The sequence below is a fragment of the Stenotrophomonas sp. CS3K5 genome (assembly GCF_059515225.1).
In genome coordinates, this window is the sequence record NZ_JCAKRX010000005.1 from 232,181 (window position 1) to 252,563 (window position 20,383).

Consider the following 20,383-nt stretch of genomic DNA (forward strand, 5'->3'; position numbering starts at 1 on the left):
TCGCCCGGGTTGACCTCGGCCACGTCCGGCCGGACCTGATCCCGAATGGGCAGCAGGTCCTCGCCAGCGGTGTAGAACGGCCCGCGGCAGCGCAGCGTCCGCGGCTGGCCGCAGCCGCCTCAGACCCATCGGCCGCTTCGAAGGCGGTCGCGTAGGCGTTGGGGTGATAGGTGAAAACCGGGCGCTCCATCCGTGGGGCCTTCGTGCCGACCAAGGTCGGCACCTTCCAGGCGGGCGCCGGGCCGTGCGTCAGGCCTTGTCGGCGTCGGTGGTGAAGCTCTCGCCGCAACCGCACTCGGCCGTGGCATTGGGGTTGCTGAACGTGAACGTCTCGCTCAGCCCGTGCTTGCCGAAGTCGATCACGGTGCCGTCCACCAGCGCCAGGCTCTTGGCGTCGACATAGATCTTCACGCCGTCCTGGTCGAACACGGTGTCGCCCTCGCGCTCGTCGCGGGCCAGGTCGGTCACGTGGCCCCAGCCGGAACAGCCGGTCTTGGTCACGCCGAAGCGCAGGCCGAGCGCGCCGGGGGTCTGGGCGACAAAGCGCTGCACGCGCTCGAAGGCAATGGGGGTCAGGCTGACGGCCATGGGGCTACTCCAGAGGTACGGGGACATTATAAGGAGCCGTTGCCACGAAAAATGCCTCGCAAGCGGAACGCTGCAACCGGTAAACTCCCGTGTTCACAGATCGAGTCGATCAGCAGAGGATTCAAGTCATGACGGTGGTCAGCGTTGAACATGCGCTTGCCGGGAAGATCCCGGAAGGCGGCGAAGTCACGGTACGCGGATGGGTGCGCACGGTGCGCGGTTCAGCGAATCTGGCCTTCGTGAATGTGAGCGACGGCTCCTGCTTCGCCCCGATCCAGGTCGTGGCCAACGACACCCTGGCCAACTTCGACGAGATCAAGCGCCTGACCAGCGGCTGCTCGGTCATCGCCACCGGCACCCTGGTGAAGTCGCAGGGCAAGGGCCAGTCGTTCGAGATCCAGGCCAGTGCGCTGGAAGTGGTCGGCTGGGTGGAAGACCCGCTGACCTACCCGATCCAGCCCAAGCCGATGTCGCCGGAGTTCCTGCGCGAAGTGGCGCACCTGCGCCCGCGCACCAACCTGTTCGGCGCGGTCACCCGCATCCGCAACTGCCTGGCCCAGGCCGTGCACCGTTTCTTCCACGAGAACGGCTTCAACTGGATCAGCACCCCGATCATCACCACCTCCGACGCCGAAGGCGCCGGCCAGATGTTCCGCGTGTCCACCCTGGACATGGTGAACCTGCCGCGCGACGAGAAGGGCGCGATCGATTTCAGCCGCGACTTCTTCGGCAAGGAAACCTTCCTGACCGTGTCCGGCCAGCTGAACGTCGAGGCCTACTGCCTGGCGCTGAGCAAGGTCTACACCTTCGGCCCGACCTTCCGCGCCGAGAACAGCCACACCACCCGCCACCTGGCGGAGTTCTGGATGATCGAGCCGGAAATCGCCTTCGCCGACCTGGCCGAAGACGCGCGCCTGGCCGAAGAGTTCCTGAAGTACCTGTTCCGCGCGGTGCTGAACGAGCGTGGCGACGATCTGGCCTTCATCGCCGAGCGCGTGGACAAGAACGCGATCACCAAGCTGGAAGACTTCATCAATGCACCGTTCGAGCGCATCGACTACACCGATGCGGTCAGCCTGCTGCAGAAGTCCGGCAAAAAGTTCGACTTCCCGGTCGAATGGGGCCTGGACCTGCAGACCGAACACGAGCGCTGGCTGACCGAGGAACACGTCGGCCGCCCGGTGGTGGTGACCAACTATCCGGAGCACATCAAGGCCTTCTACATGCGCCTGAACGACGACGGCAAGACCGTTGCCGCGATGGACGTGCTGGCCCCGGGCATCGGCGAGATCATCGGCGGCAGCCAGCGCGAAGAGCGCCTGGATGTGCTGGATGCGCGCATGGCCCAGTTCGGTCTGGATCGCGAGCACTACAGCTGGTACCGCGATTTCCGCCGCTATGGCTCGGTGCCGCACGCCGGCTTCGGCCTCGGCTTTGAACGCCTGGTGGTCTACGTCTGCGGGCTGTCCAACATCCGCGATGCGATCCCCTACCCGCGCGCCCCGGGCAGCGCGGACTTCTAAACCCACACGAGCACGGAGGTACTGCCCCCATGACCCTGTTCTTCGCCCTCTGTTTCGTCGGCGTTGCAGTGGCCGGGTTCAGTGCCTTCGTGATCTTCTGGCCGCTGACCCTGGTGCACGTGCGCGATCGCCATCCGGCGCTCGCCGCGCGCTTCGGCAGCGGCGCCTTCCTCAAGCCCGACGCCCTGGGCTGGCTGTTGCGCCGCGACTATCGCCAGCAGCCGGACCGCTCGCTGTCCGGGCTGGCGACACCGGCCTGGGTATCGCTGCTGACCCTGCTGGCTGGACTGGGCATGGCCGCCCTGCTCTGGCTGGCCTCGCTCTGGTAATACGCTCATGAATGACATCACCGCCTCGCGCGACAGCTGGTGGCTTGCCAGCCTCGGCAACACCCTGATCTGGGCCCGCCTGCGCGTGCGTCCGGCCGGCACCGCCGAAGTGCTCGACAGCGATGGCAACACTCTCAGCTACGACAGCGAGGACACCGCCCGCGCGCAGCTGTTCGACGCCGAATTCGTCGAGTTCGACGGCCTGGACGAGGAAGACGCGCTTGTGCGCGGCTTCAGCCTGCACGAGGTGCAGCCGCCGCACGCCGACGGTGACGAAGGCCTGCGTGGCCGCATGGTGCAGTCGCTCGGCGGGCGCGCCTGAGCCGGACATGTTCACCCCGCGCGCCTTCGCCGAGACCGACCTGCTCTGGCTGGACCGACTGCTGGCGCGCGACCCGTTCGTCACCGTACTCACCCCCGGCAGCGATGGCCTACCCGAACTGACCCGGATGCCGGTGCTGTACCAGCGTGACGGTGACCGCATCGAACTGCGCGGCCACTGGGCCCGCGCCAACCCGCAATCACGTTATCGCGGCGCGGCCAAGGTGCTGGTCGATGGCCCGCATGGCTATGTGTCTGCCAGCTGGTATCCGGACAAGGAACCGGCCGCGCGGGTGCCGACCTGGAACTACGCCGCCGCCGAACTGCGTGGCCAGCTGCAGACATTCGACGATACCGCTGCGCTGGCCGATCTGGTCGGAGCGATCAGCGACCGTTTCGAAGCCAGCGTCGGCCAGGCCTGGCAGTTCGATGCCACGCGCGCCGAGCATGGCCCTGAGCTGCGCGCGATCGTCGGCTTCCGCTTCCAGGTCGAGCACGTGCAGTTGAAGCTCAAGCTCAGCCAGAACCATCCGGAGGCCAACCAGCAGGCGGTGATCGCCGCGCTGGAGGCACTGGCCACCCCTTCTTACCAGGAGCTGGCGCAATGGATGCGCTGGCACCGCGAACAGGCTGCCCGCAGCGACTGATCGCCCCTGTTCCCGCGACGCTGCGGCCGGATGGCTGCGGCGAGCCCCCACCCGACGCCAGGGATACCGCACATGAAAGACATCCATCGCCTGCTGCAGAACAACCGCGACTGGGCCGACCGCATCGCCCAGGAAGATCCGGAGTTCTTCCACCAGCTGGCCAAGCAGCAGCATCCGGAATACCTGTGGATCGGCTGCTCCGACTCGCGCGTGCCGGCCAACCAGATCATCGGCATGGCACCGGGTGAAGTCTTCGTGCATCGCAACGTCGCCAACGTGGTGGCGCACAGCGACCTGAACTGCCTGAGCGTGGTGCAGTACGCGGTGGACCAGCTGAAGGTGAAGCACATCCTGATCGTCGGCCACTACGGCTGCGGCGGCGTGCATGCCTGCCTGCACAACACCCGCGTCGGACTGGCCGACAACTGGCTGCGCCACGTCGGCGATGTCGTGCAGAAGCACCAGGGCATCCTCGATGCGATCGAGGATGACGAGCTGAAGCATGCACGCCTGTGCGAACTGAACGTGATCGAGCAGGTCGCCAACCTGTGCCGCTCGACCATCGTCGAGGACGCCTGGGCGCGCGGCCAGAAGCTGATGGTGCACGGCTGGGTCTACAGCCTGAAAGACGGCCGGGTCAGCGAGATGGGCATCGACGTCGGTGCACCGGAAGAGCTCAAGCCGGCCTACGAAAAGGCCCTGTCCTACGTGCCGCGCCAGGGCCGGCGCGACTGACCTCACTACGGACCACGACCATGCTCGCCTCGCCGATCAACCTGCACGCCTGGATCGAAGAACATCGCCACCTGCTGAAACCGCCGGTGGGCAACAAGATGATCGACAACGGCGACTTCATCGTGATGGTGGTGGGTGGGCCGAACTCGCGCACCGACTACCACTACGACGAGGGCCCGGAGTGGTTCTACCAGCTCGAGGGCGAGATGGTGCTGAAGGTGCAGGAAGACGGCGCGGTGCGCGACATCCCCATCCGCGCCGGCGAGATCTTCCTGCTGCCGGGCAAGGTGCCGCACTCGCCGCGGCGCCCGCCCGGCGGTGTCGGCCTGGTGGTCGAACGCAAGCGCCTGCCACATGAACGTGACGGCGTGATCTGGCACTGCGAGCGCTGCAACCACAAGCTCTACGAAGAGTACTTCACGCTGCAGAACATCGAGACCGATCTGCCCAAGGTCTTTGCCAGATACCAGGCCAGCCTTGAACTGCGCACCTGCAGCCAGTGCGGGCACGTGGACCCGTTACCGGCGCCGGCGGCGGGCTGATCTCCTGCCCCTGTAGAGCCGAGCCCATGCTCGGCTGTGGGCCCGCGCAGCCGAGCATGGGCTCGGCTCTACAGGTTCGGCGGCATGCACGCATCCCTGCCACCGGGTGCGCCATCCCAGGCGCTACACTGGCCGTCCCGTTGCAGCCTGTTGCCAACCATGTCCGACCTGCTCAGCCGCACCCACGCCATTGCCCTGGACGCCGCCGATCCGCTGCGCCCGCTGCGTAACGAATTCCTGATTCCGCGCCATGGCGGCGGCGAACAGACCTACTTCGTCGGCAACTCGCTGGGCCTGCAGCCGCGCGGTGCGCAGGCCGCGGTACAGGAGGTGATGAAGCAATGGGGCGAGCTGGCGGTGGAAGGCCACTTCACCGGCCCCACGCAGTGGCTGTCCTACCACCGCCTGGTGAGCGCGCAGCTGGCCCGCGTGGTCGGTGCACTGCCCAGCGAAGTGGTGGCCATGAACACGCTGAGCGTGAACCTGCACCTGATGATGGTCAGCTTCTACAGGCCGACGATCGAGCGCCCGGTGATCCTGATGGAAGCCGGCGCGTTCCCCACCGATCGCCATGCCGTTGAGGCACAGATCCGCTTCCACGGCTTCGACCCCACCGAGTGCCTGGTGGAGGTACAGCCGGATGAGCCCAATGGCACGATCTCGCAGGTGGCAATCGAACGCGCCATCGCCGAACACGGCCCGCGCCTGGCGCTGGTGCTGTGGCCGGGCGTGCAGTACCGCACCGGCCAGGCCTTCGACCTGGACGCGATCACCCGCGCGGCGCGACTGCAGGGCGCGCGCATCGGCTTCGACCTGGCGCATTCGGTGGGCAACCTGCCACTGCGCCTGCATGAGGTGGCCCCCGATTTCGCCGTGTGGTGCCACTACAAGTACCTCAACAGCGGCCCGGGCGCGGTTGCCGGCGCGTTCGTGCACGAGCGCCACCACCGCGACACCACGCTGCCGCGCTTTGCCGGCTGGTGGGGCCACGAAGAGAGCACCCGCTTCCAGATGGCGCCGCAGTTCACCCCGGCCATCGGCGCAGAAGGCTGGCAGCTGAGCAATCCGCCGATCCTCGGACTGGCACCACTGCGTGCCTCGCTGGACCTGTTCGAGCGTGCCGGCATGGACGCGCTGCGCAGCAAGTCGCTGGCGTTGACCGGCATGCTCGAGGCACTGGTGCGTGCGCGCCTGTCCAACGTGCTGGACATCATCACCCCGGCCGAGCCGCAGCGTCGTGGTTGCCAGCTGTCGCTGCGCGTGATCGGTGGCCGCGAGCGTGGCCGTGCGCTGTTCGAACACCTGCGCGGCATCGGCGTGCTCGGCGACTGGCGCGAACCCGATGTCATCCGCATCTCGCCCACCCCGCTCTACAACCGCTACCTGGACGTGCACCATTTCGTCGAGGAAGTGGAAGCCTGGGCCGGCCTCTGAGCCGCCCCTCCCCTACTGCTGGACAGTTCGTTGATCGCACACGCTTCCCGCTCGTTGAGCATTATCGGCGCCGGCCTGGCCGGATCCCTGCTGGCCATCCTGCTCTCACGCCAGGGCTGGCGCATCACCCTGTACGAACGCCGCGGCGATCCGCGCATCGCCGATTACGAGAGCGGCCGTTCGATCAACCTGGCCCTGGCCGAGCGCGGACGCAACGCACTGCGCCAGGCCGGCGTGGAGGACGAGGTGATGGCGCGCGCGGTGATGATGCGTGGGCGCATGGTGCACCCGCGCGAAGGCGAGCCGCAGCTGCAGCGCTATGGCCGCGATGACAGCGAAGTGATCTGGTCGATCCACCGCAGCGACCTCAACACCACGCTGCTGGAGCTGGCCGAACAGGCCGGTGCCACCGTACACTTCCACCGCCGCCTGCATACCGTGGATTTCGATGCCGGCTACGCACGCTTCATCGACGACCGCGATGACAGCCCGCATGACATCCACTTCGACACACTGATCGGTGCAGACGGCGCCGGCTCGGCGCTGCGGGCGGCGATGAACCGGCGCGCACCGCTGGGCGAGGACATCGCCTTCCTCGACCACTCCTACAAGGAGCTGGAGATTCCGCCGGCCGCCGATGGCAGCTTCCGTATCGAACGCAATGCGCTGCACATCTGGCCGCGCGGCCACTACATGTGCATCGCCCTGCCCAACCACGAAGGCACCTTCACCGTCACCCTGTTCCTGCCCAACCAGGGCGATCCCAGCTTCGCCACGGTCAACACCGGAACGCAGGCCGAAGCACTGTTCGCGCACGAGTTCGCCGATACCCTGCCGCTGATCCCGAACCTGCGCACAGACTGGGAACAGCACCCGCCGGGCCTGCTCGGCACGCTCACCCTGGAACGCTGGCACCAGCAGGGCCGCGCGGTGCTGATCGGCGATGCCGCCCATGCCATGGTGCCGTTCCACGGCCAGGGCATGAACTGCGCCTTCGAGGACTGCGTGGCACTGGCCCGCCATCTGATGGAAGCGGATGACCTGGAAGGCGCCTTCGCGGCGTTCGAGAGCGAGCGCAAGCCGAACGCACGTGCCATCCAGCAGATGGCGCTGGAGAACTATCTGGAAATGCGCGACCGCGTGGCCGATCCTGCGTTCCTGCTGCAACGCGAGCTGGAGCAGGAGCTGCAGCGGCGCTGGCCGACCCGCTTCGTGCCGCACTACACCATGGTCACCTTCCTGCACACGCCGTATGCCGAAGCACTGCGCCGCACCGAACTGCAGCGCGACATGCTGGTGGCGGCCACTGCCGGCCACGATTCACTGGACAACATCGACTGGGCTGCACTGGAAGCGCAGATCCATGCGCAGCTGCCGGTGCTGGAGGGCGCGCACTGATGGCTGACAGCTTCCTGTTCTACGACCTGGAAACCTTCGGCCAGGATCCACGGCGCACCCGCATCTCGCAGTTCGCGGCGATCCGCACCGACGCCGACCTCAACGAGATCGATACCCCGGTCAGCTTCTTCGTGCGCCCGGCCGATGACCTGCTGCCCTCGCCGATGGCCACCCTGGTCACCGGCATCACACCGCAGCAGGCCCTGGCTGAAGGCATCAGCGAGGCCGAGGCGTTCGACCGCATCAATGAACTGCTGTCGCGGCCCAGCACCTGCGCACTGGGCTACAACACGCTGCGCTTCGATGACGAGTTCGTCCGCTACGGCCTGTTCCGCAACTTCCACGACCCGTACGAGCGCGAGTGGCGCAACGGCAATTCGCGCTGGGACCTGCTGGACATGCTGCGGCTGATGCGCGCGATGCGCCCCGATGGCATCCAGTGGCCGCTGCGCGAGGACGGCGCCACCTCGTTCAAGCTGGAACATCTGGCCGAAGCCAACCACGTGCGCGAAGGCGATGCGCACGAAGCGCTTTCGGACGTGCGCGCCACCATCGGCATGGCGCGCCTGTTCAAGCAGTCGCAACCGCGCCTGTGGGACTACGCACTGAAACTGCGCGACAAGCGCTTCGTCGGCAGCCTGCTGGATGTGGCCGCGCTCAAGCCGGTGCTGCATATCTCCATGCGCTACCCGGCCAGCCGCCTGTGCGCGGCGCCGGTGCTGCCGCTGGCGGTGCACCCGACCATCAACAATCGGGTGATCGTGTTCGACCTGGACGGCGACATCGACGACCTGCTGGAACTGCCCGCCGAGGTGATCGCGCAGCGGCTGTACATGCGCGCCAGCGAACTGCCCGAGGGCGTGGCACGGGTGCCGCTGAAGGAAGTGCATGTGAACAAGGTGCCGGCACTGATCGCCTGGAACCACCTGCGTGCCGATGACCATGCGCGGCTGGGCCTGGACGTGGCGGCCATCGAGGCCAAGGTCGAGCGCCTGCGCGCGTTCGCCCCGCAGCTGGCCGAGAAGGCGCGCCAGGTCTACAACCAGCCGCGCGCGGCCACCGTGGCCGACGTCGATGCCTCGCTGTATGACGGTTTCCTCGGCAACGGCGACAAGCCGCTGCTTGCGCTGGCCCGCACCATCGCGCCGGAACAGCTGGCCGCGCTGGAAGGCCGCTTCCGCGACCCACGCCTGCCCGAGCTGCTGTTCCGCTACCGCGCGCGCAACCATCCTGGCAGCCTCGCGCCGGCTGAACGCGAACGCTGGCAGGATTACCGCCGCCAACGCCTGCTCGGAGACAGCGGCCTGGGCGAACTCAACCTGCCCCAGTACTGGCAGCAGCTCGATGCACTGGCCGCCGATGCGCCCGACGACGCGCGGCGCCAGGCCCTGCTGCAATCGCTGCGTGACTGGGGCCAACATCTGCAGGAGACGTTGTGAGTACCTATTTCTCGGACGCCAGCTTCAGGTTCCTGCGCAGCCTCGCGCGGCACAACGACAAGGCCTGGTTCAACGACCACCGCCAGCAGTACGAAGACCACGTGCGGCAGCCGTTCCTGCGCCTGCTGGGCGATCTGCAACCGGCGCTGGCCGAGGTCAGCGAGCACTTCCGCGCCGATACCCGCGGCGTCGGTGGCTCGCTGTTCCGCATCCATCGCGACGCACGTTTTTCCAACGACAAGTCGCCCTACAAGACCTGGCAGGGCGCGCGTCTGTTCCATGAGCGCCGCCGCGAAGTGGCCGCGCCCTCGTTCTACGTGCATCTGCAGCCGGGCGAGAGCTTTGTCGGCGCAGGCCTGTGGCACCCGGAGCCGGAGACCCAGCGCCGCGTGCGCCATTTCATCCTCGACAACCCGGGCAGCTGGAAGGCCGCCGCGCATGCACCGGCCCTGCGCAAGCGCTTCGATTTTGAGGAAAGCGAGAAGCTGGTGCGCCCGCCGCGCGGCTTCCCGGCCGACTTCGAGTTCATCGACGACCTCAAGCATCGCAACTGGGTGATGTGGCGCTCGCTGGACGACGCCACGATGACCGGGCCGCGCCTGTTGTCCACGCTGGGCAAGGACCTGGCCGGGCTGGGCCCGTTCGTCGACTACCTGTGCGCGGCATTGGACCTGGAATTCTGATGTCGCCGCAGTCTGCGCTGGCGCGCCAGCGGCGAGTGCTGGGCCGTACAGGCCTGGCGGTTTCACCGGTCGGCCTGGGTTGCTCCGGGTTCTGGGGCCATCGCCGCTTTCCCGAAGCGTCGGCGGCAGCCGTGGTCGCCCATGCATTGGCCCATGGCGTGAACCTGCTGGACACCGGGCACAACTACTCCGGCTTCCATGCCGAGCCGCGCCTGGGCCGCATTCTTCGCCCGCTGCTGAAGCACTACCCGCGCGATGCGCTGGTGATCTCCAGCAAGGGCGGCACGCTGACCGGCCAGGCCGGCATCAGCGGTGCCGAGCAGCGCAACTTCTCGCCTGCGGCCATCACCGCCAGTTGCGAAGCCTCGCTGCGCAACCTCGGCCTGGACCATCTGGACATCTACCAGCTGCATGGCGCCAGCGAACACGACATCAACGACGATCTGCTGGCCGCGCTGCAACGCCTGCGCGAGCGTGGCCTGATCCGGCACACCGGCATCAACACCCACTCCGCATCGACCTTGCGCTGGATGATCGCCCACCCCACCGCCTTCGATGTGGTGCTGCTGGACTACAACGCCCTGCAGCAGGACCGCGAACCGCTGATCGACCAGCTGCACGCCGCCGGCATCGGGGTGCTGGCAGGCACGGTGCTGGCACAGGGCCACCTGCTGCCCGCGCGCCCGCGCCTGCCGCGGCTGGCCGATGGTTGGTACCTGGCGCGTGCCTGGCTCAAACCCAGCAGCCGGCAACTGATGCACAGCGCCCGCAGCATGCGCAGCGCCGTGGCCGCGATCAACAGCCAGCGCCCGGCGCAGACCGCCTTCGCCTACGCGCTGGGCCACCCCGGCGTGGCCAGCGGGATCCTCGGCACCACCCGCATCGGCAGCCTGGATGAAGTGCTGGCCACACGGCCGGAGGCGCTGAGCGCTGCCGAGCGCCAGCAACTGGTGGACGCCTTCGGAGATGGCCGCGGCTCCCCCAGTCATTGAGTCTTCACCCGGCACGGCCGCTGTTGCGGCAGTCTGGGGGCATGAAAAAGCTCACTGCCCTCGCAATCCTGCTGGTCCTGGCACTGGCGGCCTGGTGGTTTGGTGGCCCCTACATGGCCGTCAACGGCCTGTCCAAAGCCATCGAGCAGCGTGACACCGCGCGCCTTGAGCGCTACGTGGACTTCCCGCGCGTTCGCAGCAGCCTGCGCGCCCAGCTCAACGACTACCTGGTACGCCAGGCCGGTCCGGATGTGGCGGCCAGCCCATTCGGCGCCCTCCTCTACGGCCTGGGCGACCAGCTGGGTGGTGCCGCCGTGGACACCATGGTCACCCCGGCCGGGATCGGCGCGATGCTGCAGGGCCACGTGCTGTGGAAGCGCGGCCGCAATGAGCTGCAGGGCGGCGATGCCTTCGGCCCGACCGAGCCGGCGCGGCCATTGAAGAACGCCGAGCACCATTTCGAAGCGCTGGACCGCTTCGTGATCGACGTCGATCGCGGCCCCGGCCAGCCGCCATTGAAGGTCGTGCTGGAACCGCGGGGCCTGCGCTGGAAGGTGGTGGACCTGCAGTTGGGGATGTCGGGCAGCCCGTAGCCCCGCTGCCCTGCGCTCGCCGGGCAGGGCCCGGCGATGGTCACCCCTCGTTGGCGACACCGTGCGGGACGTGACCGGCGGCCACGTGTTCGCGCGCGCTGTCGATGTTGTGCTGTGAATCGTCGAAGAAGATGTCGGCACCGAAGGCCTGCAGGAACGGCCCCTTGTGGCGCCCACCGAGGAACAGCGCCTCATCCAGGCGCACGCCCCACTCACGCAGGGTGCGGATCACCCGCTCGTGCGCCGGCGCCGAACGCGCGGTGACCAGCGCGGTGCGGATCGGTGCGCTTTCCCCGGCCGGGAACACTTCCTGCAGCGTATGCAGGGCCGACAGGAAACCACGGAACGGACCGCCGCTCAGTGGCTCGCGCGCCCGCTCGCGCTCGTGGCGGCCGAACGCTTCCACGCCCTGTTCGCGCGAGATGCGCTCGCTTTCATCGCCGAAGATCACCGCGTCGCCGTCGAAGGCGATGCGCAGCTGGCCGGCCGGGCGGCCGATGTCGATCTGGTCGGCTGCCGCCGCCGCGGTCTCACCCGGTGGCTTGGGCAGGATCGTCGCTGCGGCGATGCCGTGGCGCAGCGCGCTGCGCACCGATTCCGGGTTGGCCGACAGGAACAGGTCGGTACCGAACGGCTTCACATACGGCCAGGTCGGCTCGCCGGCGGTGAACGTCGCGCGGATGATGCCCAGGCCGTAGTGCTGGATCGAATTGAAAATGCGCAGGCCGGTATCGGCCGAGTTGCGCGACAACAGGATCACCTCGACCCGCGGGTTCTCCGGGCTGGCGCCCTGGTTCAGCGCCAGCAGCTTGCGCACCACCGGAAAGGCCACGCCCGGGCCGAGGATGTCGTCCTCATGCTGGCGCTGGAATTCGGCATAGGCCGCCACGCCATCGCTCTCGAACAGCGCATGGCTTTCTTCCAGATCGAACAGCGCGCGCGAGGTCACCGCGACGGTCAGCAAACGGGGGGAGTTGTCGCCCATCGGTGGGGGTCCTTCAAGCGGTCGGCGGGGCCGGCGGCCTATTGTCCTCAAAAAACGAACTGTTCGCTCAGGATCCGGTCTTCCAGATTGTGCTCCGGGTCGAACAGCAGCGTCACCCGGCGGTCCTTCGACTCGCGGATGGTCACCTCCACCACATCACGGGTCTCGTGCGAATCGGCGGTGACACTGACCGGGCGCTTGTACGGATCGAGCACGCGGAAGCGCACCTCGGTGTCGGCCTTGAGGATCGCGCCGCGCCAGCGCCGTGGCCGGTACGGGGCCAACGGCGTCAAGGCGATGGTGTGCGAACCCAGCGGCAGCACCGGGCCATGCGCGGAATAGTTGTAGGCAGTGCTGCCGGCCGGGGTGGCCACCAGCACGCCGTCGCCGATCAGCTCGGCCACCCGCTCCTGGCCGTTGAGGTCGATGCCGATGTGTGCCGCCTGCCGGGTCTGGCGCAACAGCGAGACATCGTTGTACGCCAGCGAACCGGTGCTGGTGCCCGATTCGGTCATTGCCACCATTTCCAGCGGGCGCAGATGGGCCGGCTCGGCGCGGGCGATGCGGGCATGCACGTCATCGTCGCCGCGGTACTGGTTCATCAGGAAGCCGACGGTGCCCAGCTTCATGCCGAACACCGGCTTGCCCAGGTGCCCGTGCCGGTGCAGCGTCTGCAGCATGAAGCCATCGCCGCCCAGTGGGCACAGCACGTCGGCCTGCTCGGGAGCGTAGTCGCCATAGCGCGACACCATCGCCGCACGCGCCATCTGCGCCGGTTCGGTGGTGCTGGCCAGGAAAGCGATGCGGGGGGTGTCGCTCATCGGTGGATCCGGGGAGGTTTGATGGAGAGCATAACCGAGCGCCGGGAGTTGGACCCCGTGGGGCGGATGACCGGCAGGCTCACGGTCGGCGTCCGGTCAGGGGGTAGCAAAGGTCAAGGGCAGAAACAGAACGGCCCCGCTTTCGCGGGGCCGTTCCGGTTCACGCATGCCAGGCGTGCCCTGGCACTACTTCAGTTACGCACCATGTGCCGCCAGCTGGCCCAGGCGCTGCACCGCGACCGAGACGGTCGGGTAGTCCAGGGTCTTCTGCTCGGCCAATTCGGCCAGCATCGCCAGGGTGAAGCGCAGGCTGTTGTCGTCACGGCCCATCCAGGCTGCAACCTTGGCCTCCGCGCTGCTGCCCTTGGTGCCCAGCACCTGGCCGGCCAGGTTGCGGTGGTTGGCCGCCAGTTCGTCACGCAGCACGCCACGTGCCACCGCGTGCCAACGACCGTTGACCTCCAGCGCGTCGACCTGCTCGAACAGCCACGGCAGCTGCAGGGCGTCGCCAAGGCGGAAGTGGACCTTGGACACGTCCACCGGCTTCAGCTTGCGGGTGCGGGCCAGTTCGATGATGTCGAACGCCGGCTCCAGGAAGTGCAGTTCGGCCAGCTGCTGCGCCAGCGCGGACGGCAGGCCCTTTTCCTTCCACTCGGCCACCAGGGCTTCGTAGGTCGGACGCTGCGAATCCGGCAGCACGCCCGAGGCGACACGGATGTCGTTGAACGGACCCTGGTAGCGGTTGACCGCTTCGGTGATGCCCGGCATCGCGCCCGGGCGCGACAGCAGCCAGCGCACGAACGAACGCTGCAGCTTCCAGATCACTTCCAGTGCGTCGATCTGCACCGACTCCGGCACCTTGCCGTCGAGCGCATCGATCTGCGCCCACAGCGCGCGTGCATCCAGCGTTTCGCGGCTGATGGTGTAGGCCTTGGCCACCTCGGCGATGGAACGGCCGGTGTCTTCCTGCATGCGCATCAGGAAGGTAGCGCCCATGCGGTTGATGGTCTGGTTGGTCACGGCCGTGGCGATGATTTCACGCTTCAGGCGGTGACGCTCCATCGCGTCGGCATACTTCTTCTGCAGCGGGGTCGGGAAGTAGCGCTGCAGTTCCTTGGACAGGTACGGGTCTTCCGGAATGTCCGAATCCAGCAGCTGGGCGAACGCCACCAGCTTGGAGTAGGACAGCAGCACCGACAGTTCCGGACGGGTCAGGCCCTGGCCGCGTGCCTTGCGCTGGGACAGCTCGGCATCGGACGGCAGGAACTCGATCTGGCGATCGAGCAGGCCCTGCTGTTCCAGGGTGCGGATGAAGTGCTGCTTGGAGCCCAGGCGCTTGACCGCCATCCGCTCCATCAGGCTCAGGGCCTGGTTCTGGCGGTAGTTGTCGTTGAGCACCAGCTCGGCCACTTCGTCGGTCATCGACGCCAGCAGCTTGTTGCGCTGTTCAACGGTCAGCTTCTTGGCCCGCACCACATCATTGAGCAGGATCTTGATGTTGACTTCATGGTCGGAGGTATCCACGCCGGCCGAGTTGTCGATGAAGTCGGTGTTGAGCAGCACGCCGGCCTGGGCGGCTTCGATACGGCCCAGCTGGGTCATGCCCAGGTTGCCGCCCTCGCCCACCACCTTGCAGCGCAGCTCACCACCGTTCACGCGCAGCGCATTGTTGGCACGATCGCCGACATCGCTGTGCTGCTCGCTGGCAGCCTTGACGTAGGTACCGATGCCGCCGTTCCACAGCAGGTCGACCGGTGCCTTCAGGATCGCGCTCATCAGATCGTTCGGCGACAACGCCTTGACGCTGTCGTCCAGGCCCAGCGCTTCACGCACCTGCGGGGTGATCTCGATCGACTTCAGGCTGCGCGGGAAGATGCCGCCGCCCTTGCTGATCAGCTTGGCATCGTAGTCGGCCCAGCTCGAACGCGGCACGGTGAACATGCGCTCACGCTCGACGAACGAGGTCGCCGCATCCGGGTTCGGGTCCAGGAAGATGTGGCGGTGATCGAAGGCGGCCACCAGGCGGATATGGCGCGACAGCAGCATGCCGTTGCCGAACACGTCGCCGGACATGTCGCCGACGCCGACCGCGGTGAAGTCCTGGGTCTGGCTGTCACGGCCCAGCGCACGGAAGTGGCGCTTGACCGACTCCCACGCACCGCGTGCGGTGATGCCCATGCCCTTGTGGTCGTAACCCACCGAACCGCCGGAGGCGAAGGCATCGCCCATCCAGAAGCCGTGCGCGATGGCCAGGCCGTTGGCGATGTCGGAGAAGGTCGCAGTGCCCTTGTCGGCGGCCACCACCAGGTACGGATCGTCCATGTCGTGGCGCACGACATCCACCGGCGGCACGATCTTGTTGTTGACGATGTTGTCGGTGATGTCCAGCAGGCCCTGGATGAACAGCTTGTAGCAGGCCACGCCGTTGGCGAAGACCGCATCGCGATCACCGTTCACCGGCGGCATCTTGGCGAAGAAGCCACCCTTGGCGCCGACCGGCACGATCACGGTGTTCTTCACCATCTGCGCCTTGACCAGGCCCAGCACTTCGGTACGGAAGTCCTCGCGGCGGTCCGACCAGCGCAGGCCGCCACGGGCCACGGCACCGAAGCGCAGGTGGGTACCTTCCACGCGCGGGCCGTACACGAAGATTTCGCGGTACGGGCGCGGCTTGGGCAGGTCCGGCACCAGCGCCGAATCGAACTTGAAGCTGATGACATGGCCGTGCTGGCCATTGGCATCGGTCTGGTAGTAGCTGGTACGCAGGGTCGCGTCGATCACGCCCATGAACGAGCGCAGGATGCGGTCCTCGTCCAGGCTGGACACGCGGTCCATCAGCTTCAGCAGCGCATCACGCGCGGCCTGCATCTGTGCATCGCGATCACCCTTGCGGGCGTCGACCACGGTCTTGAGGACCTTCAGGGTGGCCTCGTCGCCGGCAGCCAGCACATCGAGGTGGGCCTTCAGCTGGGCCTGGCCAGCGGCGATGTCATCCTTGCTCTCGTGGCCGGTGGCCGGATCGAAGCGGGCTTCGAACAGTTCCACCAGCAGGCGCGCCAGCAGCGGGTAACGGGCGAAGGTGCCTTCCACGTAGGCCTGCGAGAACGGCACGCCGGTCTGCAGCAGGTACTTGCAGTAGCCACGCAGCATGGCGACCTGGCGCCAGTGCAGGCCGGCGGCCAGCACCAGGCGGTTGAAGCCGTCATTCTCGGCATCGCCGTGCCAGACGCGGGCGAAGGTCTCACCGAAGGCTTCATCGACGCTGGCGGCATCGATTGCACCGGCGGTCGATTCGACTTCGAAGTCCTGCACATACACCGGCGCGTTGTCGACCGACAGACGGTACGGACGCTCGGCGATCACGCGCAGGCCCATGTTTTCCATCATCGGCAGCGCGTCCGACAGCGGAATGTCGTCCAGCTGGCGGTACAGCTTCAGGCGCAGGCCATCACCGCTTTCGCGCGGCACCGCCTGCAGGCTCAGGCGCAGGTCGTCCGGGCCGGTCAGCGCGTCGAGCTGGCTGACATCGTTGGCGGCAACGGCGGTGCTGTTGTCTTCAATGTAGCCGGCCGGCAGCGCCTTGCCGATGCGGGCGGCGATGCGCAGGCCTTCGGTTTCGCCATGGCGCGACACCAGCGCTTCACGCAGGTCGTCCTGCCAGTTGCGCAGCACCTGGGCCAGCTTCTGTTCCAGTTCGGCGGTATCGACGTCGAGCATTTCGCCCGGCTTCGGGCGCACGATCAGGTGCACCTGGGCCAGCGGCGATTCACCCAGCACCACCGAGCTGTCCACGTACTCACCGTGCAGCGCGTCCTTCAGCATGGCCTCGATGCGCAGGCGCACGTCGGTGTTGAAGCGCTCGCGCGGCAGGTAGACCAGCGCGGAAATGAAACGGCTGTACTTGTCGCGGCGCAGGAACAGGCGGCTGCGCACGCGCTCCTGCAGGCCCAGCACGCCCATCGCGGTGCGCAGCAGTTCGTCCTCGCTGGACTGGAACAGCTCTTCGCGCGGCAGGGTTTCCAGGATGTGGCGCAGCGCCTTGCCACTGTGGCTGGCCGGGGCCAGGCCGGACTGCTTCATCACGTGTTCGTGGCGCTGGCGCACCAGCGGGATTTCCCACGGGCGGCGGTTGTAGGCGCTGGAGGTGAACAGGCCAAGGAAGCGCTGCTCGCCGATGATCTTGCCCTTGGCGTCGAATTCCAGCACGCCGATGTAGTCCATGTAGCCGGCGCGGTGCACGCGCGAACGGGCATTGGTCTTGGTCAGGATCAGCGCGTCCTTCAGCCCGGACGTGGCGTTCAGGCCCTGCGCGGCCAGGGTCTTGACCGGACGGGCGGCGGACTTGTCCTTGCCGCGCATCAGGCCCAGGCCGGTGTCGTTCAGCGGCGCCAGCACGTCTTCCTTGCCCTGCTTCTCGACGCGGTATTCGCGGTAGCCGAAGAAGGTGAAGTGGTTGTCGGCGGCCCAGCGCAGGAACTCCTGTGCTTCCTTGCGCGAGGCATCGTCGACCGGCAGCTGGCGGCTGCCCAGGTCGTCGGCCAGCGCCAGTGCCTTGTCCTTCATCGGCTGCCAGTCGCGCACGATCGCACGCACTTCATCCAGCGCCTTGTTGATGGCCTGCTCGATGGCGGCCATGGCTTCGGCGGGCTGGCGGTCGATCTCCAGCAGCATCACCGACTCGGCATCACCCTCGCCGACCTTGAGCAGCTTGCCGGCCTTGTCGCGACTGAAGTGCAGCACCGGATGGCCCAGCACGTGGACGCCCACGCCCTGCTCGGCCAGCGACATGGTGACGGTGTCGACCAGGAACGGCATGTCGTCGTTGACGATCTGCAGCACGGTGTGCGGCGATTCCCAACCATTGGCCTTGGCGGTCGGATTGAACACGCGGACGTTGGCCTTGCCGGCCTTGCGGGCACGGGCGAATTCCAGCGTCTCAGCCGCGAGAGCGGCCCACTCTTCAGCGCTGTGGTGCGGGAACTCGTCCGACTCCATGCGCTTGTAGAAGCCAGTGGCAAAGGCCACTGCTTCGGCCTGTGCGGCCGCGGGGTAGCGCTTGCGCAAGGCCGTGTACACCGGCTCCAGGGAGAAACCAGCGGTCACTGCGACCTCCGACTCTGCTGGTTTGGTCTTGTTTTTCACGGTCTTGGCTGCGGTTTTTTGCGGTTTCATGGCAGAGCGATGCGCTTGCTCAGTTGGGAAAATGAAATTGTAGCCCTACCGCACGAAAAGGCCTTGCTGCAGGACGGAATAAGCAGATTCGGGTTTGCTGCGGTTTAGACGCCTATTCAGTTCGCACCGGTATGGTCCCTGCGCCCTCCGCAGCACTGCCGACAGGATCGGCAAAGCGTGTTACCGGAAGACACACGCAGCCACACCCATTCGATTCCACAATGCTGAACTGGACGGTATAGTCCACCGCGTGAACCCGCCCTGCCCCCCCGCTGCCCTGGACGCGCGCGATGAGCGTGTGTTCGATGCCGTGCGCGAACTGCTGGCCCAGCAGGGCATGCAGATGAGCATGGACGCGGTGGCCCAGCACGCCGGCTGCTCCAAGCAGACCCTGTACTCGCGCTATGGCAGCAAGCAGGAACTGCTGCGCCGGGTCATGCAGCGCCATGTCGGCCACGCCACCGGCGCCATGCTGCGTGCACTCCGCACTGACGACCTGCGTGCCAGCCTGCTCCAGTTCGCCACCGACTTCCTGGAGCATTTCAACCAACCGCACGTGGGCCAGGCCTGTCGGCTGATCGCCGCCGACGCCGCGCAGTTTCCTGAAGAGGCGCGTACGCTGTACCGGCATGGCGCCGGCGCACTGACGCTTCATCTTGCTGAATGGATTGAAACCGTTTGCATGCAAGGCCGGCTCCGCCATGACGACCCGCACTACATGGCCGAACTGCTGCTGAGCATGATCGCCGGTCAGGATTTCGACAAACAGCGCTTCCATACCGCCCATCGTGATGACGCGCAGCTGCGTCGGCGCTGGGCAGAGTTCTCCGTCGACAGCTTCCTGCGCGCGTTCGCGCCACAGCCGTCGCCGGCCCCGTCTACAAACCAACCCCGGAGTTCCTCCTGATGACCGCCCCACTCCGCACCCTTGCCTTGACGTGCGCCGTTGCTGTCGCGCTGGCTGCCTGCAAGAAGCCGGAACAGCAGACGCCCCCGCCGCCGGAGGTGGGCGTGATCGACGCCAAGCCGCAGACCCTGCCGCTGCAGCGTGAGCTGGTCGGCCGCCTGTCGCCGTTCCGCAGCGCCGACGTCCGCGCACGCGTACCCGGCGTGCTGCTCAAGCGCGTTTACCAGGAAGGTTCGCAGGTCAAGCAGGGCCAGACCCTGTTCCTGATCGACCCGGCGCCGTTGCGTGCCTCGCTCAACGCCTCCGAGGCCCAGCTGGCTTCGGCCCGCGCCACCTACGCCAATGCCAAGGTCGCCGCCGATCGCGCGCGCTCGCTGGCGCCGCAGCAGTTCGTCTCCAAGTCCGACCTGGACAACGCCGAATCGGCCGAGCGCACCGCCCTGGCCGCCGTCAAGCAGGCCGAAGCGGCAGTGACCTCTTCGCGGATCAACCTGGGCTACGCCGAAGTGACCGCGCCGATCAGTGGCGTGGCCAACAAGCAGCAGGTCACCGAAGGTGCGCTGGTCGGCCAGGGCGATGTGACCCTGCTGACCACCGTCGACCAGCTCGATCCGCTGTACGTGAATTTCTCGCTGAGCGTGGACGAACTGACCCAGCTGCGCGCGCAGCAGGCCAAGGGTGCGCTGGCACTGTCCGGTGACGGCAAGGCGACGGTCAACGTCAAGCTGGCCGATGGCAGCACCTACAGCGAGCCGGGCACGCTGGACTTCTCCTCGACCACGGTCGATCCGGCCACCGGTGCGGTGTCGCTGCGCGCACTGCTGCCCAACCCTCAGCAGATCCTGCTGCCAGGTGCCTTCGTCAGCTTCCAGGCCAACCTGGGCGAGCGCAACAACGCCTACCTGGTGCCGCAGCAGGCGCTGCTGCGCGACACCACCGGCGGCTATGTGATGGTGGTCGGCGCCGACGGCAAGGTCATTCGCAAGAACGTCAAGACCGACGGCGCGCAGAACGGCAACTGGCTGGTCAGCGACGGCCTGGCCGCCGGTGACAAGGTCATCGTGGCCGGCGTGCAGAAGGTCAAGGAAGGCGCACCGGCCGTGGCCAAGCCGTGGACCCCGGGGCAGGACGCCAACGGCAAGCCTGCCGCAGGCGGCGCTGCACCGGCAGCCGCGGCTCCGGCTGCAGGCAAGGCACCGGCCGACGCGGCCAAGCCCGAGCAGGCCGATGCGGCCAAGCCGGCCGCCACCGAATCGAACAAGCAGTAACGGGAA

Annotated in this window: 18 protein-coding genes; 14 read left to right on the plus strand and 4 right to left on the minus strand. The window is 67.2% G+C overall.

The genetic code is table 11. The features are described from left to right. Positions 1–249 precede the first annotated feature (249 nt). Complete coding sequence (locus tag AC5YGJ_RS10095; protein ID WP_006452998.1) at positions 250–588, minus strand: HesB/IscA family protein; 339 nt, start codon at positions 586–588, stop codon at positions 250–252. Positions 589–716: 128 nt separating this feature from the next. Here AC5YGJ_RS10095 and asnS point away from each other — a divergent pair, with 128 nt between their 5' ends. From asnS to AC5YGJ_RS10155, 12 genes are all read left to right on the plus strand, one after another. Then, the gene (asnS, locus tag AC5YGJ_RS10100) at positions 717–2,111 is read left to right on the plus strand and encodes an asparagine--tRNA ligase (RefSeq protein ID WP_079222389.1); all 1,395 of its coding nucleotides are present in this window, start codon (positions 717–719) and stop codon (positions 2,109–2,111) included. Positions 2,112–2,140: 29 nt separating this feature from the next. Further along, positions 2,141–2,440 carry a hypothetical protein gene (locus AC5YGJ_RS10105; RefSeq protein WP_099490769.1) on the plus strand — a complete coding sequence of 100 codons (300 nt, stop codon included), beginning with the start codon at positions 2,141–2,143 and terminating at the stop codon, positions 2,438–2,440. A 7-nt stretch (positions 2,441–2,447) separates the two neighbouring features. Further along, positions 2,448–2,762, plus strand: a complete 315-nt coding sequence (locus AC5YGJ_RS10110; protein WP_496186455.1) for a hypothetical protein — start codon at positions 2,448–2,450, stop codon at positions 2,760–2,762. 7 nt (positions 2,763–2,769) lie between these two features. Beyond that, entirely contained in the window at positions 2,770–3,408 is a 639-nt protein-coding gene (locus tag AC5YGJ_RS10115; RefSeq protein WP_496186456.1) for an FMN-binding negative transcriptional regulator, read from the plus strand. 72 nt (positions 3,409–3,480) lie between these two features. Beyond that, on the plus strand, positions 3,481–4,143 hold the full coding sequence (gene can, locus AC5YGJ_RS10120; protein WP_496186457.1) for a carbonate dehydratase: 663 nt from the start codon (positions 3,481–3,483) through the stop codon (positions 4,141–4,143). 20 nt (positions 4,144–4,163) lie between these two features. After that, positions 4,164–4,685, plus strand: a complete 522-nt coding sequence (locus AC5YGJ_RS10125; RefSeq protein WP_496186458.1) for a 3-hydroxyanthranilate 3,4-dioxygenase — start codon at positions 4,164–4,166, stop codon at positions 4,683–4,685. Between the two features lie 159 nt (positions 4,686–4,844). Further along, the gene (gene kynU / locus AC5YGJ_RS10130; protein ID WP_496186459.1) at positions 4,845–6,119 is read left to right on the plus strand and encodes a kynureninase; all 1,275 of its coding nucleotides are present in this window, start codon (positions 4,845–4,847) and stop codon (positions 6,117–6,119) included. A gap of 30 nt (positions 6,120–6,149) precedes the next feature. Beyond that, a complete protein-coding gene (locus AC5YGJ_RS10135; protein WP_249843563.1) occupies positions 6,150–7,517 on the plus strand; it encodes an FAD-dependent oxidoreductase in 1,368 nt (455 codons plus the stop codon). Then, a complete protein-coding gene (gene sbcB / locus AC5YGJ_RS10140) occupies positions 7,517–8,956 on the plus strand; it encodes an exodeoxyribonuclease I (protein ID WP_496186460.1) in 1,440 nt (479 codons plus the stop codon). Before AC5YGJ_RS10135 ends, sbcB begins: the two co-directional genes overlap by 1 nt. Continuing rightward, positions 8,953–9,639: a DUF2461 domain-containing protein gene (locus AC5YGJ_RS10145; RefSeq protein ID WP_107232950.1), complete on the plus strand. Its 687-nt coding sequence runs from the start codon at positions 8,953–8,955 to the stop codon at positions 9,637–9,639. The genes sbcB and AC5YGJ_RS10145 overlap by 4 nt, the downstream gene beginning before the upstream one ends. Continuing rightward, complete coding sequence (locus tag AC5YGJ_RS10150) at positions 9,639–10,631, plus strand: aldo/keto reductase (RefSeq protein WP_496186461.1); 993 nt, start codon at positions 9,639–9,641, stop codon at positions 10,629–10,631. Before AC5YGJ_RS10145 ends, AC5YGJ_RS10150 begins: the two co-directional genes overlap by 1 nt. 41 nt (positions 10,632–10,672) lie before the next feature. Further along, positions 10,673–11,224 carry a DUF2939 domain-containing protein gene (locus AC5YGJ_RS10155; protein WP_496186462.1) on the plus strand — a complete coding sequence of 184 codons (552 nt, stop codon included), beginning with the start codon at positions 10,673–10,675 and terminating at the stop codon, positions 11,222–11,224. Positions 11,225–11,264: 40 nt separating this feature from the next. Here the strand turns inward: AC5YGJ_RS10155 and AC5YGJ_RS10160 are convergent, their stop codons facing one another. The 3 genes from AC5YGJ_RS10160 to AC5YGJ_RS10170 form a co-directional block, all read right to left on the minus strand. Next, positions 11,265–12,209, minus strand: a complete 945-nt coding sequence (locus tag AC5YGJ_RS10160; protein ID WP_019660382.1) for a 5'-nucleotidase — start codon at positions 12,207–12,209, stop codon at positions 11,265–11,267. A gap of 47 nt (positions 12,210–12,256) precedes the next feature. Beyond that, positions 12,257–13,030, minus strand: coding sequence for an NAD kinase (locus tag AC5YGJ_RS10165; protein ID WP_496186463.1), 774 nt, complete (start codon positions 13,028–13,030; stop codon positions 12,257–12,259). A gap of 195 nt (positions 13,031–13,225) precedes the next feature. Then, positions 13,226–18,202, minus strand: a complete 4,977-nt coding sequence (locus AC5YGJ_RS10170) for an NAD-glutamate dehydrogenase (protein WP_249843558.1) — start codon at positions 18,200–18,202, stop codon at positions 13,226–13,228. 250 nt (positions 18,203–18,452) lie between these two features. Here AC5YGJ_RS10170 and AC5YGJ_RS10175 point away from each other — a divergent pair, with 250 nt between their 5' ends. Then, a complete protein-coding gene (locus AC5YGJ_RS10175; RefSeq protein WP_249843557.1) occupies positions 18,453–19,109 on the plus strand; it encodes a TetR/AcrR family transcriptional regulator in 657 nt (218 codons plus the stop codon). After that, entirely contained in the window at positions 19,109–20,377 is a 1,269-nt protein-coding gene (locus tag AC5YGJ_RS10180) for an efflux RND transporter periplasmic adaptor subunit (protein WP_496186464.1), read from the plus strand. The genes AC5YGJ_RS10175 and AC5YGJ_RS10180 overlap by 1 nt, the downstream gene beginning before the upstream one ends. Positions 20,378–20,383 lie beyond the last annotated feature (6 nt).

Coding starts and splice junctions, on each gene's coding strand:
- AC5YGJ_RS10095 (WP_006452998.1), bottom strand. CDS start 588: ATGGCCGTCAGCCTGACCCCCATTGCCTTCGAGCGCGTGCAGCGCTTT.
- asnS (WP_079222389.1), top strand. CDS start 717: ATGACGGTGGTCAGCGTTGAACATGCGCTTGCCGGGAAGATCCCGGAA.
- AC5YGJ_RS10105 (WP_099490769.1), top strand. CDS start 2,141: ATGACCCTGTTCTTCGCCCTCTGTTTCGTCGGCGTTGCAGTGGCCGGG.
- AC5YGJ_RS10110 (WP_496186455.1), top strand. CDS start 2,448: ATGAATGACATCACCGCCTCGCGCGACAGCTGGTGGCTTGCCAGCCTC.
- AC5YGJ_RS10115 (WP_496186456.1), top strand. CDS start 2,770: ATGTTCACCCCGCGCGCCTTCGCCGAGACCGACCTGCTCTGGCTGGAC.
- can (WP_496186457.1), top strand. CDS start 3,481: ATGAAAGACATCCATCGCCTGCTGCAGAACAACCGCGACTGGGCCGAC.
- AC5YGJ_RS10125 (WP_496186458.1), top strand. CDS start 4,164: ATGCTCGCCTCGCCGATCAACCTGCACGCCTGGATCGAAGAACATCGC.
- kynU (WP_496186459.1), top strand. CDS start 4,845: ATGTCCGACCTGCTCAGCCGCACCCACGCCATTGCCCTGGACGCCGCC.
- sbcB (WP_496186460.1), top strand. CDS start 7,517: ATGGCTGACAGCTTCCTGTTCTACGACCTGGAAACCTTCGGCCAGGAT.
- AC5YGJ_RS10150 (WP_496186461.1), top strand. CDS start 9,639: ATGTCGCCGCAGTCTGCGCTGGCGCGCCAGCGGCGAGTGCTGGGCCGT.
- AC5YGJ_RS10155 (WP_496186462.1), top strand. CDS start 10,673: ATGAAAAAGCTCACTGCCCTCGCAATCCTGCTGGTCCTGGCACTGGCG.
- AC5YGJ_RS10160 (WP_019660382.1), bottom strand. CDS start 12,209: ATGGGCGACAACTCCCCCCGTTTGCTGACCGTCGCGGTGACCTCGCGC.
- AC5YGJ_RS10165 (WP_496186463.1), bottom strand. CDS start 13,030: ATGAGCGACACCCCCCGCATCGCTTTCCTGGCCAGCACCACCGAACCG.
- AC5YGJ_RS10170 (WP_249843558.1), bottom strand. CDS start 18,202: ATGAAACCGCAAAAAACCGCAGCCAAGACCGTGAAAAACAAGACCAAA.
- AC5YGJ_RS10180 (WP_496186464.1), top strand. CDS start 19,109: ATGACCGCCCCACTCCGCACCCTTGCCTTGACGTGCGCCGTTGCTGTC.